The sequence below is a fragment of the Methylobacter sp. genome, assembly GCF_036845245.1.
Lineage (GTDB): Bacteria > Pseudomonadota > Gammaproteobacteria > Methylococcales > Methylomonadaceae > Methylobacter_A.
Genome location: NZ_DAIUEH010000023.1, coordinates 32,843 through 51,666 on the forward strand (window position 1 = coordinate 32,843; position 18,824 = coordinate 51,666).

The 18,824-nt window shown below is 50.7% G+C and carries 11 protein-coding genes and 1 tRNA gene; 10 read left to right on the plus strand and 2 right to left on the minus strand.

The features are described 5' to 3' along the window. The first annotated feature begins 39 nt into the window (after positions 1 to 39). The 8 genes from V7051_RS11620 (at position 40) to V7051_RS11655 (ending at position 14,470) form a co-directional block, all read left to right on the plus strand. Complete coding sequence (locus V7051_RS11620; protein ID WP_333875129.1) at positions 40 to 1,254, plus strand: MdtA/MuxA family multidrug efflux RND transporter periplasmic adaptor subunit; 1,215 nt, start codon at positions 40 to 42, stop codon at positions 1,252 to 1,254. Next, positions 1,251 to 4,379, plus strand: a complete 3,129-nt coding sequence (locus V7051_RS11625; RefSeq protein WP_333875130.1) for an MdtB/MuxB family multidrug efflux RND transporter permease subunit — start codon at positions 1,251 to 1,253, stop codon at positions 4,377 to 4,379. Before V7051_RS11620 ends, V7051_RS11625 begins: the two co-directional genes overlap by 4 nt. Continuing rightward, on the plus strand, positions 4,376 to 7,465 hold the full coding sequence (locus tag V7051_RS11630) for a multidrug efflux RND transporter permease subunit (RefSeq protein WP_333875131.1): 3,090 nt from the start codon (positions 4,376 to 4,378) through the stop codon (positions 7,463 to 7,465). Before V7051_RS11625 ends, V7051_RS11630 begins: the two co-directional genes overlap by 4 nt. 353 nt (positions 7,466 to 7,818) lie before the next feature. After that, positions 7,819 to 8,835, plus strand: coding sequence for a secretion protein HlyD (hlyD, locus tag V7051_RS11635; protein WP_333875132.1), 1,017 nt, complete (start codon positions 7,819 to 7,821; stop codon positions 8,833 to 8,835). Continuing rightward, complete coding sequence (locus V7051_RS11640) at positions 8,828 to 10,558, plus strand: ATP-binding cassette domain-containing protein (RefSeq protein WP_333875133.1); 1,731 nt, start codon at positions 8,828 to 8,830, stop codon at positions 10,556 to 10,558. The genes hlyD and V7051_RS11640 overlap by 8 nt, the downstream gene beginning before the upstream one ends. Continuing rightward, entirely contained in the window at positions 10,555 to 11,685 is a 1,131-nt protein-coding gene (locus V7051_RS11645) for an ABC transporter permease (RefSeq protein WP_333875134.1), read from the plus strand. Before V7051_RS11640 ends, V7051_RS11645 begins: the two co-directional genes overlap by 4 nt. A 2-nt stretch (positions 11,686 to 11,687) precedes the next feature. Further along, positions 11,688 to 12,794: an ABC transporter permease gene (locus V7051_RS11650; RefSeq protein WP_333875135.1), complete on the plus strand. Its 1,107-nt coding sequence runs from the start codon at positions 11,688 to 11,690 to the stop codon at positions 12,792 to 12,794. Between the two features lie 194 nt (positions 12,795 to 12,988). After that, positions 12,989 to 14,470, plus strand: a complete 1,482-nt coding sequence (locus V7051_RS11655; protein WP_333875136.1) for an efflux transporter outer membrane subunit — start codon at positions 12,989 to 12,991, stop codon at positions 14,468 to 14,470. A 94-nt stretch (positions 14,471 to 14,564) separates the two neighbouring features. Here the strand turns inward: V7051_RS11655 and V7051_RS11660 are convergent, their stop codons facing one another. Further along, positions 14,565 to 14,855: a cupin domain-containing protein gene (locus V7051_RS11660; RefSeq protein ID WP_333875137.1), complete on the minus strand. Its 291-nt coding sequence runs from the start codon at positions 14,853 to 14,855 to the stop codon at positions 14,565 to 14,567. Between the two features lie 32 nt (positions 14,856 to 14,887). Between V7051_RS11660 and V7051_RS11665 the strand changes: the two genes are divergently transcribed. Beyond that, positions 14,888 to 15,805, plus strand: a complete 918-nt coding sequence (locus V7051_RS11665) for a glutamine amidotransferase (RefSeq protein WP_333875138.1) — start codon at positions 14,888 to 14,890, stop codon at positions 15,803 to 15,805. 200 nt (positions 15,806 to 16,005) lie between these two features. Here the strand turns inward: V7051_RS11665 and V7051_RS11670 are convergent. Beyond that, positions 16,006 to 16,092: transfer RNA gene (locus V7051_RS11670), tRNA-Leu, on the minus strand. Positions 16,093 to 16,342: 250 nt separating this feature from the next. Here V7051_RS11670 and rnr point away from each other — a divergent pair. Beyond that, positions 16,343 to 18,580 (plus strand): ribonuclease R, encoded by a 2,238-nt coding sequence (gene rnr, locus V7051_RS11675; protein WP_333875139.1) that lies wholly within the window; start codon positions 16,343 to 16,345, stop codon positions 18,578 to 18,580. Positions 18,581 to 18,824: the final 244 nt, after the last annotated feature.

The window sequence follows — 18,824 nt, forward strand, 5'->3', positions numbered from 1 at the left end:
AGTATGCCCATAAATATAGGAAGATCTCTAGCGCTTTCAATGCGTTCAAATCCCAGGCGCTGGCTGCTCAGATTTCTAGGGGTGATAGTATTTTTTATTATCCTTGCCTTCGTCTATTATAAATACCCTTCTGAAAAGGGTCAGGTCAACGCTGAATCTACGTCCAAACAGCTGGAAAATCCTGTCATCAGCGTAGCGGTTGCCACGAGCCGTCAGGGTGATATGCCGATTTATTTGAGCGGTCTCGGCACGGTAACCGCGTTAAAAACAGTGACCGTACATTCGCGGGTAGATGGCGAGCTGATACGGGTGGCGTTTAAGGAAGGGCAATTGGTTCATGAAGGCGATTTGCTGGCAGAAATCGATCCGCGACCATTCCAAGTGCAATTGAAACAGGCGGAAGGCCAATTGCGGCGCGATCAGGCTTTACTGAAAAATGCGATTATCGATTTGGGCCGCTACAAAACTTTACTGGAGCAGGACTCTATCGCGGCTCAGCAGACCGCGACCCAGAAAGCTTTAGTGGAGCAATATGAAGGTACTGTCGAAATGGATCAGGGGCTGGTCGATAACGCCAGACTGCAACTTACTTATGCGCATATCACCGCACCGGTTACAGGCCGCATCGGCCTGAGACTGGTTGATCAGGGCAACATCGTCCACGCCAGCGACGTTAATGGCCTGCTGGTCATTACCCAAACCCAGCCGATTACAGTAGTCTTTATCCTGCCCGAAGACGCGGTACAGCCGGTCATTAAACGTAGGCATAATGAAAGGAGCATCAGCGTCGAGGCCTTTGACCGGGCCGGCAACAATAAACTCGCGAGCGGTAAAGTGTCGGCAATCGACAACCAGATTGACCCGACCACCGGCACGCTTAAACTCAAGGCTCAGTTCGATAATGAAGACGGAGTGCTGTTTGCCAATCAATTCGTCAATATCAAAATGCACCTGGATACCTTGCACTCGGTCATCTTGGCAGCGAATGCAGCGATTCAGCGCGGCGCTCATGGTGCATTCGTACAAGTGGTCAAAGACGACGAAACCGTCACGGTACGCCCGGTAAAAACGGGCGCCGTGGATGGCGAAACAGTGGCCGTGCTTGAAGGCCTGAGCGCCGGCGAAAAGTTGGTGGTAGACGGCGCCGACAAATTACGCGAAGGCAGCCGGGTTAAGATTGTGAGACAGGATAATATTCCGCTTACTCCGTCAATTGATATCAAACCTGAAAGTAAAAAATATCCCGATTCATGACCGACAGCGAAAACCCGCTCCCTGGGTTTAATCCCTCACGTACGTTCATACTCCGGCCTGTCGCCACCTCATTGCTGATGGTGGCGCTGCTGCTAATAGGCGTATTCGCTTACCGGTTGTTGCCTATTTCGGCATTGCCCCAAGTCGATTATCCCACTATCCAGGTGACCACGCTCTATCCTGGGGCCAGCCCGGAAGTGATGACTTCTGTGGTGACCGCACCTTTGGAACGCCAGTTCGGGCAAATGCCGGGGCTAAAACAGATGTCGTCCAGCAGTTCCGGCGGCGCCTCGATGATTACCCTGCAATTCAATCTGAGCTTGGATCTGGATGTCGCTGAGCAAAGCGTACAAGCGGCCATTAATTCTGCCAGCAACTTTTTACCTACCGATCTGCCTATCCCGCCTATCTACAACAAAGTCAATCCGGCCGACCCGCCCATCCTGACTTTGGCGGTCAGCTCGCCCATTCTGCCGTTATCCAAGGTTGAAGACATGGTTGATACCCGGCTGGCGCAGAAAATTGCGCAGATACCGGGGGTCGGCATGGTCAGCATCAGCGGCGGCCAGCGGCCTGCCGTACGTATTCAGGCTAACGACAAGGCTTTGGCCGCCTACGGCATGAGCCTGGATGATTTGCGTACCGCCATCGCCGCCGCCAATGTCAACCAGCCGAAAGGCATGTTCGACGGCCCGTTGCGCTCGGTCATCATCGATAATAACGATCAACTCCGCACCGCAGCGGAATATCGGGATCTAGTAATCGCCTATCGCAACAATGCGCCGGTGCGCTTGTCGGACGTCGCCAATGCCGTGGACTCCGCTGAAAATGTAAAACTGGCGGCCTGGGCCAACAATACTGCGGCGGTTATTATCAATATCCAGCGCCAGCCGGGTGCGAATGTCATCGAAGTGGTTGACCGCATCAAAAGCCATCTGCCGCAATTACAATCGACGCTTTCAGCGCAGGTCGATGTCGAACCGCTGACCGACCGTACCGTGACGATACGGGCTTCAGTACACGACGTACTGCTCGAGCTGATGCTGGCGGTGGTTCTGGTGATCATGGTGATGTTTTTGTTTTTACGAAATTTACCGGCCACGTTGATTCCCGGCGTTGCCGTGCCGCTGTCCCTGATAGGCACTTTCGCCGTGATGTACCTGGCTGGATTTAGTATTAACAACCTGACACTGATGGCCTTGACTATCGCCAGCGGTTTCGTCGTCGACGACGCCATCGTGGTGATCGAGAACATCTCACGCTATATCGAGCGCGGCGATCCGCCGCTGAAAGCAGCGCTGAAAGGTTCCGAGCAGATCGGCTTTACCATTATCTCGTTGACCTTTTCGCTGGTAGCCGTATTGATTCCGCTGCTGTTCATGGCCGACGTGGTAGGCCGCCTGTTCCGCGAATTTGCGATTACGCTGGCCGTGTCCATCCTGATTTCGGCGGTGGTATCGCTAACACTGACGCCGATGATGTGCGCAAAAATGCTGCGCCCGCAAAAGCATGACCCTAAAGCCGGAGACGATTTATTTACGCGGGTCATTGCCGCTTACGGCCGCAGCCTGGAATGGGTATTTCGCCACCAACAACTGGTTTTAATAACGGCGTTCGCTACATTGGCGATGACTGTCATGTTGTACCTCCTGATACCGAAAGGTTTTTTTCCGGTGCAAGACACCGGACTGATTCAAGGCATTTCCGAAGCCCCGCCCAGTATTTCCTTTGCCGCGATGGCAGAACGTCAATCCGCATTGGCGACTCAAATTCTAGAGGACAAGGCTGTCGAGAGTTTATCGTCGTTTATCGGTGTGGACGGCAGTAACCCAACCTTAAACAGCGGCCGGTTTTTAATCAATTTAAAACCTCATGATCAGCGCGAAGAAAGTGCCGAAGCCATTATTCAACGCTTAAGACCGAAACTGGCGGCAGTGCAGGGTATTGGCATTTATCTGCAACCGGTACAGGATCTGACGCTGGAAAACCGCATCAGCCGAACCCAGTACCAATTTACGCTGGAAACTGTGGATTTCGCCGAGCTGGATTTGTGGACTCAGCGACTGGTGGAGCGAATGCGCAGTATTCCGCATATTGTGGATGTCGCCAGCGATTTACAAAATCAAGGTTTGCAAGCCTATATCAATATTGACCGCGCCACCGCCAGTCGGCTGGGTGTCACCACCGCCGCCATCGATAATGCTTTGTATAATGCTTACGGACAACGCTTGGTATCGACTATTTTCACCCAATCCAATCAATACCGGGTGGTGCTGGAAGTTAATCCGGCTGCCCAGATCGGCCCTGAACAACTGAGCCAGTTGCGTATTCCTTCAACTAACGGTACACAGGTATTGCTATCGGAACTGGCGCAATTTTCAGAGAGGCGAACCGCGTTGGCCATCAATCATCTCGACCAGTTTCCATCCTCCACTATTTCCTTTAATTTAATGCCGGGCGCCGCGTTGGGCGACGCCATTGATGCGATTGAGCAAATCAAAAAAGACATCGGCTTGCCGCTGAGCGTACAAACCGATTATCAGGGAGCGGCCCTGGCTTTTAATGCCTCTTTAGGCAATACGCTATGGTTGATATTGGCGGCAGTGGTCACGGTTTATATTGTGCTTGGGGTTTTATATGAAAGTTACATCCATCCGATCACCATACTCTCCACGCTGCCATCAGCGGGTGTGGGGGCATTGCTGGCTTTGCTTGGCACCGGAAACGATCTGGGTATTATTGGGATCATCGGCATTATTTTATTGATCGGTATCGTCAAAAAGAATGCGATCATGATGATAGACTTTGCGCTGGAAGCCGAACGCAAGCAAGGCATGACGCCAATGGAAGCTATTCATCAAGCCTGTCTGCTGCGTTTTCGTCCGATTCTGATGACCACTCTGTCGGCCTTACTCGGCGCGCTGCCTCTTATGCTGGGCAGCGGCATCGGTTCTGAACTCCGCCATCCGCTGGGCATCACCATGGTCGGCGGCCTGTTGTTCAGCCAATTGCTGACCTTGTATACCACGCCGGTCATTTATCTGGCGATGGATAGGTTGGCCCGGCGGATACGCGGCGACGTGCAGCAAACCGACCTGGCCGATAGCCGTAAAACCCAGCCGTGAACCTGTCCTCGCTATTCATCTATCGTCCGGTCGCCACCACGCTGCTAACCCTAGCGATTGCGCTGGCGGGTTTCGTCGCCTTTTTGCAATTACCGGTAGCGCCTCTGCCGCAAGTGGATTTTCCGACTATTACCGTTTCTGCCGGCTTTCCGGGGGCCAGTCCGGAAACCATGGCGGCCACCATTGCCACACCACTGGAGCGAGCCCTAGGCCGTATTGCCGGCATTACCGAAATGACTTCAGCCAGCTCGCTGGGCTCAACCGCGATCACATTGCAATTCGATCTGAATCGAGACATCAATGGTGCGGCTCGGGATGTCCAGGCGGCTATTAACGCGGCCAGCAGCCTGTTACCGCCCAATCTGCCCAGCCGCCCAAACTACCGTAAAGTGAATCCGGCCGATTCGCCTATCCTGGTTCTGGCGCTGACTTCCGATACGCTCAGTCGCGGCCAGATGTACGATGCCGCGTCTACCATACTGGCTCAAAAAATCTCGCAACTGCCGGGCATAGGCCAGGTATCTGTCGGCGGCAGCTCGTTGCCGGCTGTCCGCATTGAGCTTAATCCGGCGGCGCTTGCCAAGTATGCTATCGGGCTGGACGATGTCCGCAAGTCGATTGTTGCCGGTAATGTCAACAGCCCGAAAGGAGCGCTGGAAAGCGGCGACCGGAATTGGCAAATCCATGCCAACGATCAGGCAGAACACGCTGTGGACTATCTGCCGATCATAGTCGCTTACCGAAACGGCGCAGCGGTACGGATTTCCGATCTCGGTGCTGCGGTGGACTCGGTGGAAGACTTGCGCAACGAAGGGCTGAAAGACGGCCAGCCCGCCGTACTCTTAATACTCAACAAGCAGCCTGGCGCCAACATCATCGAGACCGTAGCCACCGTCAAAGCCATGTTGCCGCAGTTGCGAGCGATGATTCCGGCCGCTATCGATTTATCGGTGGTTATTGATCGATCCATCTCCATCAGGGCCTCGGTCAACGAGGTTGAACATAGCTTAATGATTTCCATCGGCCTGGTGATCGTCGTGGTACTGCTTTTTTTACGTAATTGGCGTTCGGCTTTAATTCCTATCATTGCGGTGCCGGTTTCCCTGATTGGTTCCTGTTCCGTCATGTATCTTTGCGGCTACAGCTTGGACAATCTGTCACTGATGGCGTTGACCATTGCCACCGGTTTTGTGGTCGATGACGCTATTGTGGTGCTGGAAAATATTAGTCGCCACATTGAAAAAGGTTTGCCGCCGTTTAAAGCGGCTTTGGTCGGAGCCCGAGAAGTGGGTTTTACTGTGCTGGCCATGAGCTTGTCTTTAATTGCGGTATTTATTCCTATTTTGTTAATGGGCGGAATCGTCGGCCGATTGTTTCGTGAGTTTGCGGTGACCTTATCCACTTCGGTGCTGGTATCGCTACTGGTTTCCCTGACCGTCACACCGATGTTGTGCGCCCGCTGGCTGGAGTCGGAACAAGACCGAAAACAGCCGGGCCGTTTATCTGTTTGGTTGGAAAATATGTTTAAGCGCTTCCAGAACGGCTACCAGCGAAGTCTGCGCTGGGCGTTACAACATGGGCCGCTGATGTTGGCGGTATTTTTCGCCGGCATTGTGCTGAATGTCTATTTGTACATTGTCGTACCGAAAGGCTTGTTCCCGGTACAAGACAGCGGCAGGTTATTCGGGACCATCCAGGCCGATCAGAGTATTTCTTTTCAATCGATGAAAACAAAGCTGCATGAATTTGCCGAAATTTTGCAAAAAGATCCCGCCATCGTCAGTGTTGTGGGCTTTGCCGGCGGCGGCCAAAATACCAATACAGGACGCATGTTTGCGGTTTTGACGCCACCCGAACAGCGCGACTCAATCGGCGAGATCAGCCAGCGGTTACACAAAAAATTATCCGCAGAACCCGGTGCGAGTCTGTTCCTGCAACCGGTTCAGGATCTTCGTATCGGCGGCCGCCTTTCAGCGGCTTTATTCGACTTCACGCTGCAAGCGGAACATCTGGATGATTTGCGGGAATGGACGCCGAAACTGCTTACCGCCTTGTCCGCATTGCCGGAGCTGACCGATGTCAATACCAATCAGCAGGATAAAGGTCTGCAAATGTCGCTGGTCGTGGATAGAGACAAGGCCTCACGCTTTGGCGTCACTCAGGCGGCTGTGGATTCCACATTGAACGACGCCTTCGGTCAACGGCAAGTAGGCGTGATTTACGAGGCGCTGAACCAATATCATGTTGTGATGGAGCTGGCGCCCCAATATTGGAATGATCCGCAGACCTTAAAACAACTCTATATAAAATCCACGGTTACCGGCCAAACCGCAGATAGCCAGATTCCACTGGCAGCCATCGCCGATTTTAAACAGACGAATACCCCGCTGACTGTTAACCATCAGGGGCAGTTTGCTGCGGCAACGATTTCTTTCAATCTTAAACCCGGCATGTCCTTATCGGACGCGACCCGAGTCATCCAGAAAACCATGAGAGATATTGGTGTCCCGGCTTCCGTTCACGGCAGTTTTCAGGGTTCGGCCAAGGCTTTCCAGGAATCTTTGAGCAGCCAGCCCTGGTTGATTTTGGCTGCCCTGTTCAGCATTTATGTCGTGCTGGGTGTGCTGTATGAAAGCTATGTGCATCCGTTGACAATACTCTCGACGCTGCCGTCGGCCGGTGTAGGGGCAATACTGGGGCTGTTGGCTTGCAAGACCGAATTTAGCATTATCGCGTTGATCGGGGTGATTTTATTAATCGGTATTGTTAAAAAGAACGCGATCATGATGATTGATTTTGCATTGCATGCCGAACGCGAGCAAGGCATCAGTGCCGAAGAAGCTATTTTCAGTGCCTGTCTGCAACGCTTCAGGCCCATCATGATGACCACCCTGGCGGCGCTGCTCGGCGCATTGCCGCTGGCTTTGGGGCACGGTTACGGTGCCGAACTGCGTCAGCCGTTGGGCATATCCATCGTCGGCGGCCTGCTGGTCAGCCAGATGCTGACGCTTTATACTACGCCGGTGGTTTATCTGTACCTGGACAGGTTAAGTCTATGGGGCGAGCGCGTCCTGCAGCGGAAGTGAATGGGTGGTGGATGCATTGGGCGGTTCTCGGCTGATAGATGCTATCTGCTTACTGAGGCGGATTGTATCCGTAGCGGCTTTCAAACCCCGACAGGATGCGAAGCGTCAAGTGTTAGAATAGTCTGACGTGTATTACAATTTTAAAAGGATTCACTCCCAATTGGACTATATAAGCCGAAGTTGAGACTGGAAAAATCGGTTGGTGGAGAATTCGTAAAATCCGGGCAAGATCAGGTTGGTACTTGCGGCAGATAATATAAAGTTTTGGAAAATATTCCAGTTCCTTGAGCCTACCCAGGCGGATTCGGCGAAGATTCGACTTCTGCCGACTCAAATCATAAACGAAGCCCATTATGAAAAAAGTAATCTCTGCTGTAATTATTTTGTTTGCGGTTGTGGGCATTGGCTTGTTCTATCACAAATATCATTCCGACACGGAAAGAGCGATGGTACTTTACGGCAACGTCGATATACGCGAGGTCAACCTTGGCTTCCGGGTTGCCGGCAGGCTTTCTCAACTTGTTTATGACGAAGGAAATGATGTCAGGATCGGCGAGGTTATTGCCCGTCTTGACGATGAGCCTTATCGTAACCAGGTCGCCATCGCCGCTGCGCAGGTCAAGTCACTGAAAGAGCGGTTGAGGTTGAAGGAGACGGGCAACCGACCGCAGGAGATTGCACAAGCCAGGTCGCTGGTTCGCGAGCGCGAAGCCACGGCGGCTAATGCAAAGCGACTGTTCGAGAGGTCGGAAAAAACGCTCGATTCCAAAGGTATCTCGGCCCAGGATCGAGATAATGCTGAGGCCAACTACCGGGAGGTCGAAGCGCGACTTATGTCGGCGCGGCAAAACCTGGCCTTGCTCGAAGCCGGATTTCGGGTCGAAGACATCGCCCAGGCCAAGGCCGACCTGGCGCAAGCCGAAGCAGCGCTAGCCAGCGCCGAGCTTCAGGTTAAAGACGCCATTTTAATCGCCCCGTCCGATGGCGTTATTCTCACTCGAGCTCAGGAGGTCGGCTCCATTCTGTCGGCAGGAGCCACTGTGTTTACGGTCTCTTTGCAAAATCCGGTTTGGGTTCGCGCCTATCTGCATGAACCCGACCTCGGGCGCATTCATCCCGGAACCCAAGTTGATATCTATACGGATTCGCGTTTGGACAAGCCCTATAGCGGTCACATCGGTTATATTTCGCCGCGCGCAGAATTCACACCAAAGGCTGTGGAAACAACGGAACTGCGTAGTTCACTGGTTTACCGGTTCCGTATCGTCGTAGACAATCCCGATCAAATGTTACGGCAGGGCATGCCGGTAACGATTAAGCTCGCTGCAAATTCGCCGGCAACGCCTCTTCAGACGAATCACCATGAGTGATGCTCTGGTCACACTCGATTCCGTCCGGAAAGTTTTTAAGGATTCGAATAAGCCCGCATTGGAGGGACTTTCGGCGGCACTGTTGCCGGGCAGGATCACGGGTTTAATCGGACCGGACGGCGCGGGCAAGACGACGCTTATACGACTCATAGCCGGGCTACTGGCGCCAACATCAGGAAAAATTTGCGTTGACGGGCTTGATCCAATTCATGACGCATTGAAGTTACGGGAATGCGTCGGTTATATGCCGCAAAAATTCGGCCTTTACGAAGACTTGTCTGTACTGGAGAATCTTGAGCTCTACGCGGATTTGCGTGGCGTTATAGGTGAAGACCGTTCCTTAAAGTTCAAGCGGCTATTCGACTACACCGATTTGACTCAATTTAGCGCCCGGCTTGCCGGGAAATTATCCGGCGGCATGAAACAAAAACTCGGACTGGCCTGCGCGTTGCTCGGGCAACCGCGTTTGCTCTTGCTTGATGAGCCGGGTGTGGGTGTCGATCCAATATCGCGACGTGAATTATGGAAGATGGTGCACGAGCTTATCGATCAAGGTATTACGGTAGTCTGGAGCACGGCCTATCTTGACGAGGCCGAGTTATGCCACGATGTGCTGTTAATGAACGAAGGCCAGTTAATATTTTATGGAAAGCCCGAGGACATGACCAGCCGTATCCGTGACCGCAGCTTACAAATTCGTAATGTCACCGGCAGCAGACGCCAGTTGCTGGCACGCGTGCTGCGCCGCCCCGAAGTCATGGATGGCGTAATACAAGGTCAAAATGTCAGATTGCTGCTGCGTGCCGGTGCCGCGCCTCCAAACCTGGATGAACTCAACGCTGGGGAACAAGCCGTATTCGTTCCGGTAGCTCCCCGGTTTGAAGATGCTTTTATTGAAGCTTTGGGCGGTGGGCCGGGGGGAGATTCTGTTCTCGCGCAACGTTTGCCGCCTGCCAAAGGCGATCATGATACTGTAGTCGAAGCCATTGAGCTGACGAAAATGTTTGACGATTTCGCAGCCACAGATCGTGTCAACTTCGCGGTCAAACGCGGAGAAATTTTCGGCCTGATAGGTCCGAATGGTGCAGGAAAGTCCACTACCTTCAGAATGATGTGCGGATTGCTTGTCCCCACATCGGGTACTGCGCGCGTGATGGACATCGATCTGAAAGTAAGCGCCAGCTTAGCTCGCCAGCAGCTCGGCTACATGGCGCAGAAGTTCTCGCTCTACGTAAACCTTAGTGTTAGGCAGAATCTAATATTCTTTTCCGGTATTTACGGCTTAAAAGGCGAAAGGCAGACAAGAGTCGTCAATGAGATGGTCGAAGTGTTCAAGTTACAGCACTATCTTGATACAGCGCCCGATACCCTGCCGCTCGGTTTCAAGCAGCGCCTCGCTCTGGCCTGCGCGGTCATGCACGAACCCCCGATTCTTTTTCTCGATGAGCCTACCTCCGGGGTAGACCCTGTCACGCGCCGGGAGTTCTGGACTCATATCAACGGTATGGTGGAAAAAGGGGTAACCGTGATGGTCACCACGCATTTTATGGATGAGGCCGAATACTGCGACCGAATTGCATTGGTGTTCCGTGGCAAGATCATCGCGACCGGCACGCCCGACCAACTTAAGGCTCAGGTGTCCACGCCGCAAAATCCGGACCCGTCGATGGAAGAGGCGTTCATCACCTTGGTGCAGGGGCAACCCGGCGAGACCCTATCATGAAAAATAAAATATCCTTCCGCCGGCTTCGCGCCTTATGCCGCAAAGAGACGCTGCAAATTCTGCGCGATCCCAGCAGTAACATTATTGCTTTCCTGCTCCCGGTGGTCCTGCTTTTTATTTTTGGATACGGCATTAATCTCGACTCGACTGCCTTGCGAATTGGGCTGGTTCTCGAAGATACCGGCCCGGAAGCGCGGCATTTCGCGGATAGTCTTTATGGCTCACCCTACCTTCGTGTGACCACAGGGGGTAATCGCGAGGAAATGGACCAGGCGATGACTGTTGGAATGGTGAGAGGGTTCGTCGTGGTTCCAATGGATTTTGCCGAGAAACTCAAACGTCCTACGGATACCTCGCCACTTATGCTGGTTACGGACGGAGCGGAACCGAATACCGCAAATTTTGTGCAAAATTATGTGACTGGCGCCTGGAATGGCTGGCTATTGCAACGAGCTGCTGAGCGCGGTGAGGCACGGCCGGCCGAAATTGGTATTGAATCCCGATTCTGGTTCAATTCTTCAGCCGAGAGCCGCAACTATATCATTCCGGGGTCAATCACCATCATCATGACGGTCATCGGCACCTTGCTGACCTCCCTGGTGGTTGCACGCGAATGGGAGCGCGGCACGATGGAGACGCTGCTGGCGACGCCGGTGATGCGTTCCGAACTGTTGCTCAGCAAGTTACTGCCTTATTATGTTTTGGGAATTATTTCTCTATTCTTATGCGTTGGCGTTTCAGTCTTTATCCTGCATGTCCCGTTTCGCGGTTCGTTTCTGGTGTTGTGGGGCATCGGCACCTTATTTTTAGCCAGTTGTCTCGGCATGGGCTTGTTACTCTCAACCTTGTTGCGCAATCAATTTAATTCCGCCCAAGCGGCGCTGAATGCCGCGTTTCTACCGGCCCTGATGCTTTCGGGTTTCATTTACGAAATCCGTAGCATGCCCACTATTATTCAGGCCGTCAGCTACTTGATACCAGCACGTTATTTTGTGACGGCCATACAAACTATTTTTCAGGCAGGCACTGTCTGGACCGTGATACTTCGCAGTGGACTTTTTCTTCTTTTAGCGGCTGTATTTTTCATCGGTTTGACAGCGTTGAAAACCCGCCGTCGTCTGGAATAGCCATGGTGTCGAGGATCGTAACTTTGATCATCAAGGAACTGCAGGCTCTCCTTCGAGACCGGCAGAGCCGTATGATACTAATCATGCCGGTCTTGCTACAGCTGGCGCTATTCCCTTTTGCGGCTACGCTGGAGGTCACTAACAACACGTTGGCCGTTTTTAATGAAGATAATGGCAAAGAGTCTATCGAACTCTTTCAGCGCTTCTCCCAAGCCAAAGCTTTCAGTGAACTGATTCCTCTCTACAGTGAAGCGGAAGTACGCAAAGTTCTCGATGACCAGCAAGCGTTGATCGTCATTCGTTTTCCTGCCGATTTTTCGCGAAAAGTTGCCGCCGGGCATCCAGTAAGTATTCAGGCTTTACTTGATGGCCGCCGTTCGAACAGCGGCCAGATTGCGTTGGGCTATGTGCAGCAAATTCTTCAGGGTTACACCGAAGAGCGTCTGTCGAATCAAAAGCGGTTTGCCCGCTCCAGTTTGATTGTCCGGAATCAATTCAATCCGAATCTTGATTATGTGCGCCACATTGTGCCTAGCCTGGTGGCTATTATCACGACGATCAGCACACTGATTGTAACTGCGCTATCCGTAGCCCGCGAACGAGAGCAGGGAACATTTGACCAGCTTCTGGTCTCGCCGTTGACACCCGGTATGATTATGGTCGGTAAAACCGTTCCGGCAATGTTAGTGGCTATGGTGCAGGCCACGATCATTCTTTTGGCCGGTATCTTTATTTACCAGATACCCTTTGTCGGTTCTTTTGCGCTGCTCTACGTAAGCATGGTGTTCTATATCCTTGCTCTGGCAGGGTTCGGTCTGTTGATTTCTTCAATCTGCTTTACACAGCAGCAAGCTTTTCTAGGGGTATTTAGTTTTGTGATGCCGACTATCCTGCTCTCCGGATTTGTTTCACCGGTCGAGAATATGCCAATATGGTTGCAATACCTGGATTGGTTGAACCCGTTACGTCATTTCATCGTCATTGTAAAAGGCGTCTTTCTGAAAGATATAGGGCTGCCGGTGCTTTTGCAAAGCCTCTGGCCATTGATGGTGATAGCCGCAGGAACCCTTGCCATAGCCAACTGGATGTTTCGTCGATATATGGGATGACCAAAAATATGCCTCAAACATCCAAAAGTCTATTGGCTGTGACGTTGGTCAAAATTGGCAGGTGGCTGATAAGTTATGTCACGAGACAAGCCAATGACCATGCTTTTATCTTAATCCGTATTACCGGCTTTTCTTTTTATATTTAGCAATACGATGGCATTTTTCGATTTTACTCCGGAACAAGGTAGGCATATATGATCATTACTTCCGGCATTTCTTATGCGTTACGCTTATTGACTCTATTTGGACTGAGTTTTTTATTGACGGCATGCATGGTGGGGCCTGATTATCGAAAACCGGACATTGTGCTGCCGAAAAATTGGATTTCATACTCGGATAAACAAAATGAAAAGGATAATGTCGCTATCGAACAAACCTGGTGGCAGAATTTCCATGACCCAATTTTAAATCAATTGATAGCAAAAGCAGCCGGTAGCAATTTGGATATCAAGATTGCCGAGGCGCGAATTGCCGAGGCGCGTGCTTTGCGTGATTCCGCCGAAGCGCTTTTGTTTCCGGTTGGCGAGGCGATGGCTAGCGGTAATCGCCAAGCCAATCAAATCGGTTTTCCAAGTGGCGTCCCGGCTAGTTTTTCCGGTGCTTTGAAAAAACCGTTCAATATTTTTAAGACCGGTTTCGATGCAAGTTGGGAACTCGATTTATTTGGAGGTCATCGCCGTGAGGCGGAGTCTGCCAGAGACGAGTTGGAAGCGTCGGCTATCTCAAGCGAAGATGTTTTGATCAGCACCTTGGCTGAGATAGCGAATACTTACGTTGATATTCGCCAGTATCAGTCTCAATTGAACCTAGCATTGGAAACCATCGAATCGGACAAGAAAACGACCGAGATTATTAAACAGGTATTTGAAGAGGGCAAAACTGCCGGACTTGATGTCTCAAGGACGGAGGCGCAGCAGCATCAAGATCAGACGCAAATTCCCTTTTATAGCAATCTGCTGGCGCAGGCGGAATTCAGTATGGATGTCCTGTTGGGGGAACAGCCCGGCGTGGCGCATAGGCTTGTCAATCCGGTTTCAGCGCTACCGGTCAGCGACAAAAAACTGGTACTGGCAGCCCCGGCTTACGTCATTGCCCAACGGCCCGATGTTCGTAACGCGGAACGTAAGCTCGCTTCGGCCACAGCCCAGCAAGGCGTCGCCGTTGCAAAATTCTTCCCGGATATTTCCCTGGTCGGCTTTATTGGGCTTTTTAACACCAATGCCGCGAATTTGTTGAATATAAGTAGCAAGTCATGGAGTATGGGAGCCAGTGTGTTGTGGCCCATTCTGAGTTACGGGTCATTATCGGCAAACCTTGATGTTGCTGATGCAAAGCAGCAGGAAGCCTTGGTTAAATACAAGATGGCGATCATCAGTGCGTTATCGGATGTCGAGCGTTCGTTTCATGCCTATATCGAGCAGGAACGATATTCGCAGTCCTTGGAAAAAGCGACTGCGGAAAATCTTCATGTCTACGAGATTGCGCTTAAACGTTATGAAGAAGGCTTGGCCTCCTATTTGGAAGTGCTGGATTCACAACGCAGGCTCTATGCTTCTCAGAATCAGCTCACATTAGCCAACGCGCAAACATCAAGGAATTTAATCGCCGTCTATAAAAGCTTAGGCGGCGGTTGGAAACCGGCTGCGACAGTGGAAGCCGTGGCGGAACAACAGTGAGATAAGGCTCGCGTCAGGATGGTTTTGATGGCCGTGATGACCAATCAAGACCAACGCTAAAGCATGGGCGATTTTGCGGAGCGCAATTTATCGGTTAAATGCCATTGGGATAGTCGTAGCTGTAATGCTTGCGTAATGGCTTAATCACTTCCCATTGGCTATCCAATCCTGCATGGAACGACACCAGATCGCCCGGCAGGATGCGTACCGGTTCGCCACCGGCCGGCGTGACCAGAATTTCGCCATCCAGCACATAAGCGCACTCAGTTTCATCGAAATCTATTGGAAAGCTTGAAATTTCCTTTTCCCAGATTTCCCAGCTGGAAACACCCAGCTGTTTTAATCGCTCTTCACTAGGATTGTGTTCGATAGTAATTTTGCTCATGTTTTTCCTAAAAAATTAAAATTGTTGAGCGGATGATTTTAGCATCCGGTCTGCTTTTGCGCCATTTGTATAGTGGCCGACAACTGCTGCGACGATCAATCGGTTTCTGGGCGAAACCAACCTGTCACATTTGTTTTGTAAAACCCGATAAAATAATATTCAGCGGCCGAGCATGCGCAGAGTCCATGTCTTTGTCGGTGTATTTTTCAACGTTATCCATAACAGGCTCTATGAACAAGATCATTATCATTAAAGCGGGTTCTACTTTTGCAACAATTCGGCAAAGTCTGGGTGACTTTGAAGATTGGATAAGTCGCGCAATTGCATCGCCTAGCGCAAAGATATCGGTAGTCAACGTTTTGGAGGGCGACGCGTTGCCGTCTGTTGAAATGCTATCGGGCGTTATCATAACCGGTTCCCATGCGATGGTAACCGATAAGGATGCTTGGATACAGGTGCTGGCATCTTGGATACCGCAAGTGGTGGAGCGTAATATTCCAGTGCTTGGCATTTGTTTTGGACATCAGCTACTGGCGCAGGCTATGGGTGGATGTTCGGATTATCATCCCGAAGGGCGTGAGATTGGTACAGTCTCTATTAAGTTGACTCCAGAGGGCAAAAAGGACAGGCTGCTGGGATTTTTACCCGATGATTTTATAGCCCATGCCACACATGCCCAGACGGTTATCAAGTTACCGGCGAATGCGGTAAGGCTTGCAGAAAATCCGTTTGAGGCCAATCATGCGTTTCGCCTCGGCGCCAGTGCCTGGGGTGTGCAATTTCATCCTGAATTTTCAGCAGACATTATGAGAGCTTACTTTGATGAACAAACCGCTTCATTGCTTAGGGAGGGAATTGACGTTACAGAATTACAGGCGGCAATTTGTAACACCGATGCGGCTAATACGCTACTTAAGCGATTTATGACCCTTGTGCAGGAAGCTGTTTAATGCTGTGCCCTGAAAAGTGTCGACACATCATGGTGGTTGGCCGGATAAATGTAACTCGAAGTAGTGGACATCATTTCTCTACTGTTCGATACATTATTTGTAACAAAGTACGCAGCAGGTTGTGTGATATAGAGAAAATTTACTCCACTCGTCTTGTTAAAAAACGGGCGAAATCAATAAGAAAGGAATATAATTAATTATGGTGCCGAGGAGAGGACTTGAACCTCCACGGGGTTGCCCCCACCAGCACCTGAAGCTGGCGTGTCTACCAATTTCACCACCTCGGCAGAGGCTAGCTGTAAAAGCTAAAGTGAGCGCGCACTATACCTACCTTGTTTGGTTTTGTCAATTAAGCGCGAAGTTTTTAACTAAACTTAAATGATTTCGAGTTAGACGTAATGATGTTGCCTCGAGTTACCGGAGAAAAGTTTTTTACATAAAACCCAAAAACTTTTCTCTTTCAACCCTAATCGATATACTAGGCTTATATATGCAGATATGTTTATTGTATCCATCCTCTTCTATTTAATTATTTAAATGACATTGAAGTCTAAAAAAGACGTTGAATTTAATTCAACAAAAGATCCATATGCTCAGCGCGAAGCCGAGAAATATGAGAATCCCATTCCCAGCCGCGAATTAATTCTCCAATTGATCGAACATGCTGGCAAACCGTTGCGCCGTGAAGAAATTGCAGAGGCGTTTTTCCTTGAAACCGAAGATCAGCTGGAGGCTTTGCGCCGCCGGTTACGGGCGATGGAAAGGGATGGACAATTATTATTTAACCGGGGTAAAAAATATTGTCTGGTTAATAACGAAGATTTAATTGCCGGTCGCATTATCGGCCATGCGGACGGTTTTGGTTTTCTTAAGCCGGATGATGGCTCGGATGACCTTTTCTTATCGCCGCGGGAAATGAATCCGTTGCTGCACAATGACCGGGCGCTGGCGCGTATAGCCGGGGTTGACAAAAAAGGCCGCAGGGAAGGCGCGGTCGTTGAAATTCTTCAGAGAAATACCCACCACGTTGTAGGACGGCTCTATAAGGAAGACGGCTTTACCTATGTGGTGCCGGATAACAAAAATATAGCGCAGACCATCCTGCTGCAAAAAGACGGCGCGGGCAAGGCTAAACAAGGACAGATTGTCGTTGCGGAAATTGTCGAGCAACCGACCAAACTTCGCCAGCCTATTGGCCGGATTATCGAGATCATGGGCGAGCACATGGCACCGGGAATGGAAATCGACATGGCGATCCGTTCCCATGGGCTGCCTAATCAATGGCCTGATGAATTGCTGGAAGAAATTAAACCGCTTAAAAAAGAAGTGCCTGAGTCGGCAAAAGAAAACCGGACCGATTTGCGGAAAATTCCGTTGGTCACTATTGACGGCGAAGATGCCCGCGACTTTGACGATGCGGTTTATTGCCAAAAAACCCCCAAGGGTTGGAAGCTGCTGGTTGCGATTGCCGATGTTTCGCACTATGTGCAGATTAATTCGGAATTGGACAAAGAAGCCCAAAAACGTAGTACCTCGGTCTATTTCCCGGAGCGGGTCATACCGATGTTGCCGGAAATTTTGTCCAATGGCTTGTGCTCGCTTAACCCTCATGTAGATCGCTTATGCATGGTGTGTGAACTGCTCATTAACGAGCAAGGCCAAGTTACACGGTCACGCTTTTTCGATGCGGTGATGAGTTCTCATGCCCGGTTGACCTATACCGAAGTCGCAAAAATGCTTGTCGACGGCGATGCCGCACTAGCCGAGAAATATAAAGCCGTGCTGCCGCACTTGCAGGAGTTATACGCGCTTTACAAGGTTATGCGGGTGAGCCGTGAGCAACGCGGCGCTATGGATTTTGATACGCAGGAAACCCGGATTATTTTCGGCGCAGAACGTAAAATCGAAAAGATAGTGCCTGTGGTGCGTAACGACGCGCACAAACTGATTGAAGAGTTTATGATCACCGCGAACATGGCGGCGGCACGTTTTTTAAACGGCAAGAAAATACCCAAGCTGTTGCGGATACACGATGGTCCGAGTGCCGACAAGCTGCTTAACCTGAAAACTTTTCTGGGCGAGCTGGGCTTAAGCTTAGGCGGCGGCGCTAAACCGACGCCGCTGGATTATATGCATCTGATCGAGTCAATCAAAGACAGGCCTGATGCGCATTTGATACAGACCGTATTGTTACGTTCGATGTCGCAGGCCGTTTACAGTCCCGAGTTAAAAGGCCATTTCGGCTTGGCATTGGAAGCTTACGCGCATTTTACTTCGCCTATTCGTCGTTATCCCGATTTGCTGGTGCATCGTGCGATCAGGCATTGTTTACTGGGCAAGCCGGTGGAAAGTTTTTTCTATGGGGTTCCCGATATGGTGATTTTGGGAGAACAATGCTCCGCCCATGAAAGACGTGCCGATGATGCTACGCGGGATGTAGTGAGCTGGCTCAAATGCGAATATATGATGGATAAGGTTGGCGAGGAGTTCCCCGGCATTATTTCAGCAGTTACCTCGTTTGGTTTTTTTGTTGAGCTGGCCGAGATTTATATCGAAGGCTTGGTTCATATCAGCAATCTGGCGCAGGATTATTTTCATTTTGATGCGACCAGCCACCAATTAAGAGGCGAGCGCACCGGCATCAATTACCGTCTGGGCGATAGTGTCAACGTCAGGGTTGCCCGTGTTGATCTGGATGAAAAGAAGATAGATTTTGAGCTGGCGGAAAAACAAGTCGCGCTTAATAAACCTAAAAAAAGACGTCGTAAAAAATGAACTTAAACAAAGTCGGCTTTAGGTTATTTTTCCTAAAAAACCGGTGAAGTCTCGGTGACGTATTATCTTGACGGCGGTTTATTGAATTTAGGTACAGAGCGCACCTAAAAAATGCAAGGAAAAACCGCTGTCTTAATGCTCTCAAAATGCCTCTTTTTCCGACCCGATACTGACTAAATAATAATTCAGGAACCGCATATTTAAAGCTTGTCTTAGAACCGCTGCCGACGCGCATGGGCTAATT

Excerpts from the sequence above, each read along its gene's own strand:
- V7051_RS11620 (WP_333875129.1), top strand. The coding sequence starts at position 40 with ATGCGTTCAAATCCCAGGCGCTGGCTGCTCAGATTTCTAGGGGTGATA.
- V7051_RS11625 (WP_333875130.1), top strand. The coding sequence starts at position 1,251 with ATGACCGACAGCGAAAACCCGCTCCCTGGGTTTAATCCCTCACGTACG.
- hlyD (WP_333875132.1), top strand. The coding sequence starts at position 7,819 with ATGAAAAAAGTAATCTCTGCTGTAATTATTTTGTTTGCGGTTGTGGGC.
- V7051_RS11640 (WP_333875133.1), top strand. The coding sequence starts at position 8,828 with ATGAGTGATGCTCTGGTCACACTCGATTCCGTCCGGAAAGTTTTTAAG.
- V7051_RS11645 (WP_333875134.1), top strand. The coding sequence starts at position 10,555 with ATGAAAAATAAAATATCCTTCCGCCGGCTTCGCGCCTTATGCCGCAAA.
- V7051_RS11650 (WP_333875135.1), top strand. The coding sequence starts at position 11,688 with ATGGTGTCGAGGATCGTAACTTTGATCATCAAGGAACTGCAGGCTCTC.
- V7051_RS11655 (WP_333875136.1), top strand. The coding sequence starts at position 12,989 with ATGATCATTACTTCCGGCATTTCTTATGCGTTACGCTTATTGACTCTA.
- V7051_RS11660 (WP_333875137.1), bottom strand. The coding sequence starts at position 14,855 with ATGAGCAAAATTACTATCGAACACAATCCTAGTGAAGAGCGATTAAAA.
- V7051_RS11665 (WP_333875138.1), top strand. The coding sequence starts at position 14,888 with ATGATTTTAGCATCCGGTCTGCTTTTGCGCCATTTGTATAGTGGCCGA.
- rnr (WP_333875139.1), top strand. The coding sequence starts at position 16,343 with ATGACATTGAAGTCTAAAAAAGACGTTGAATTTAATTCAACAAAAGAT.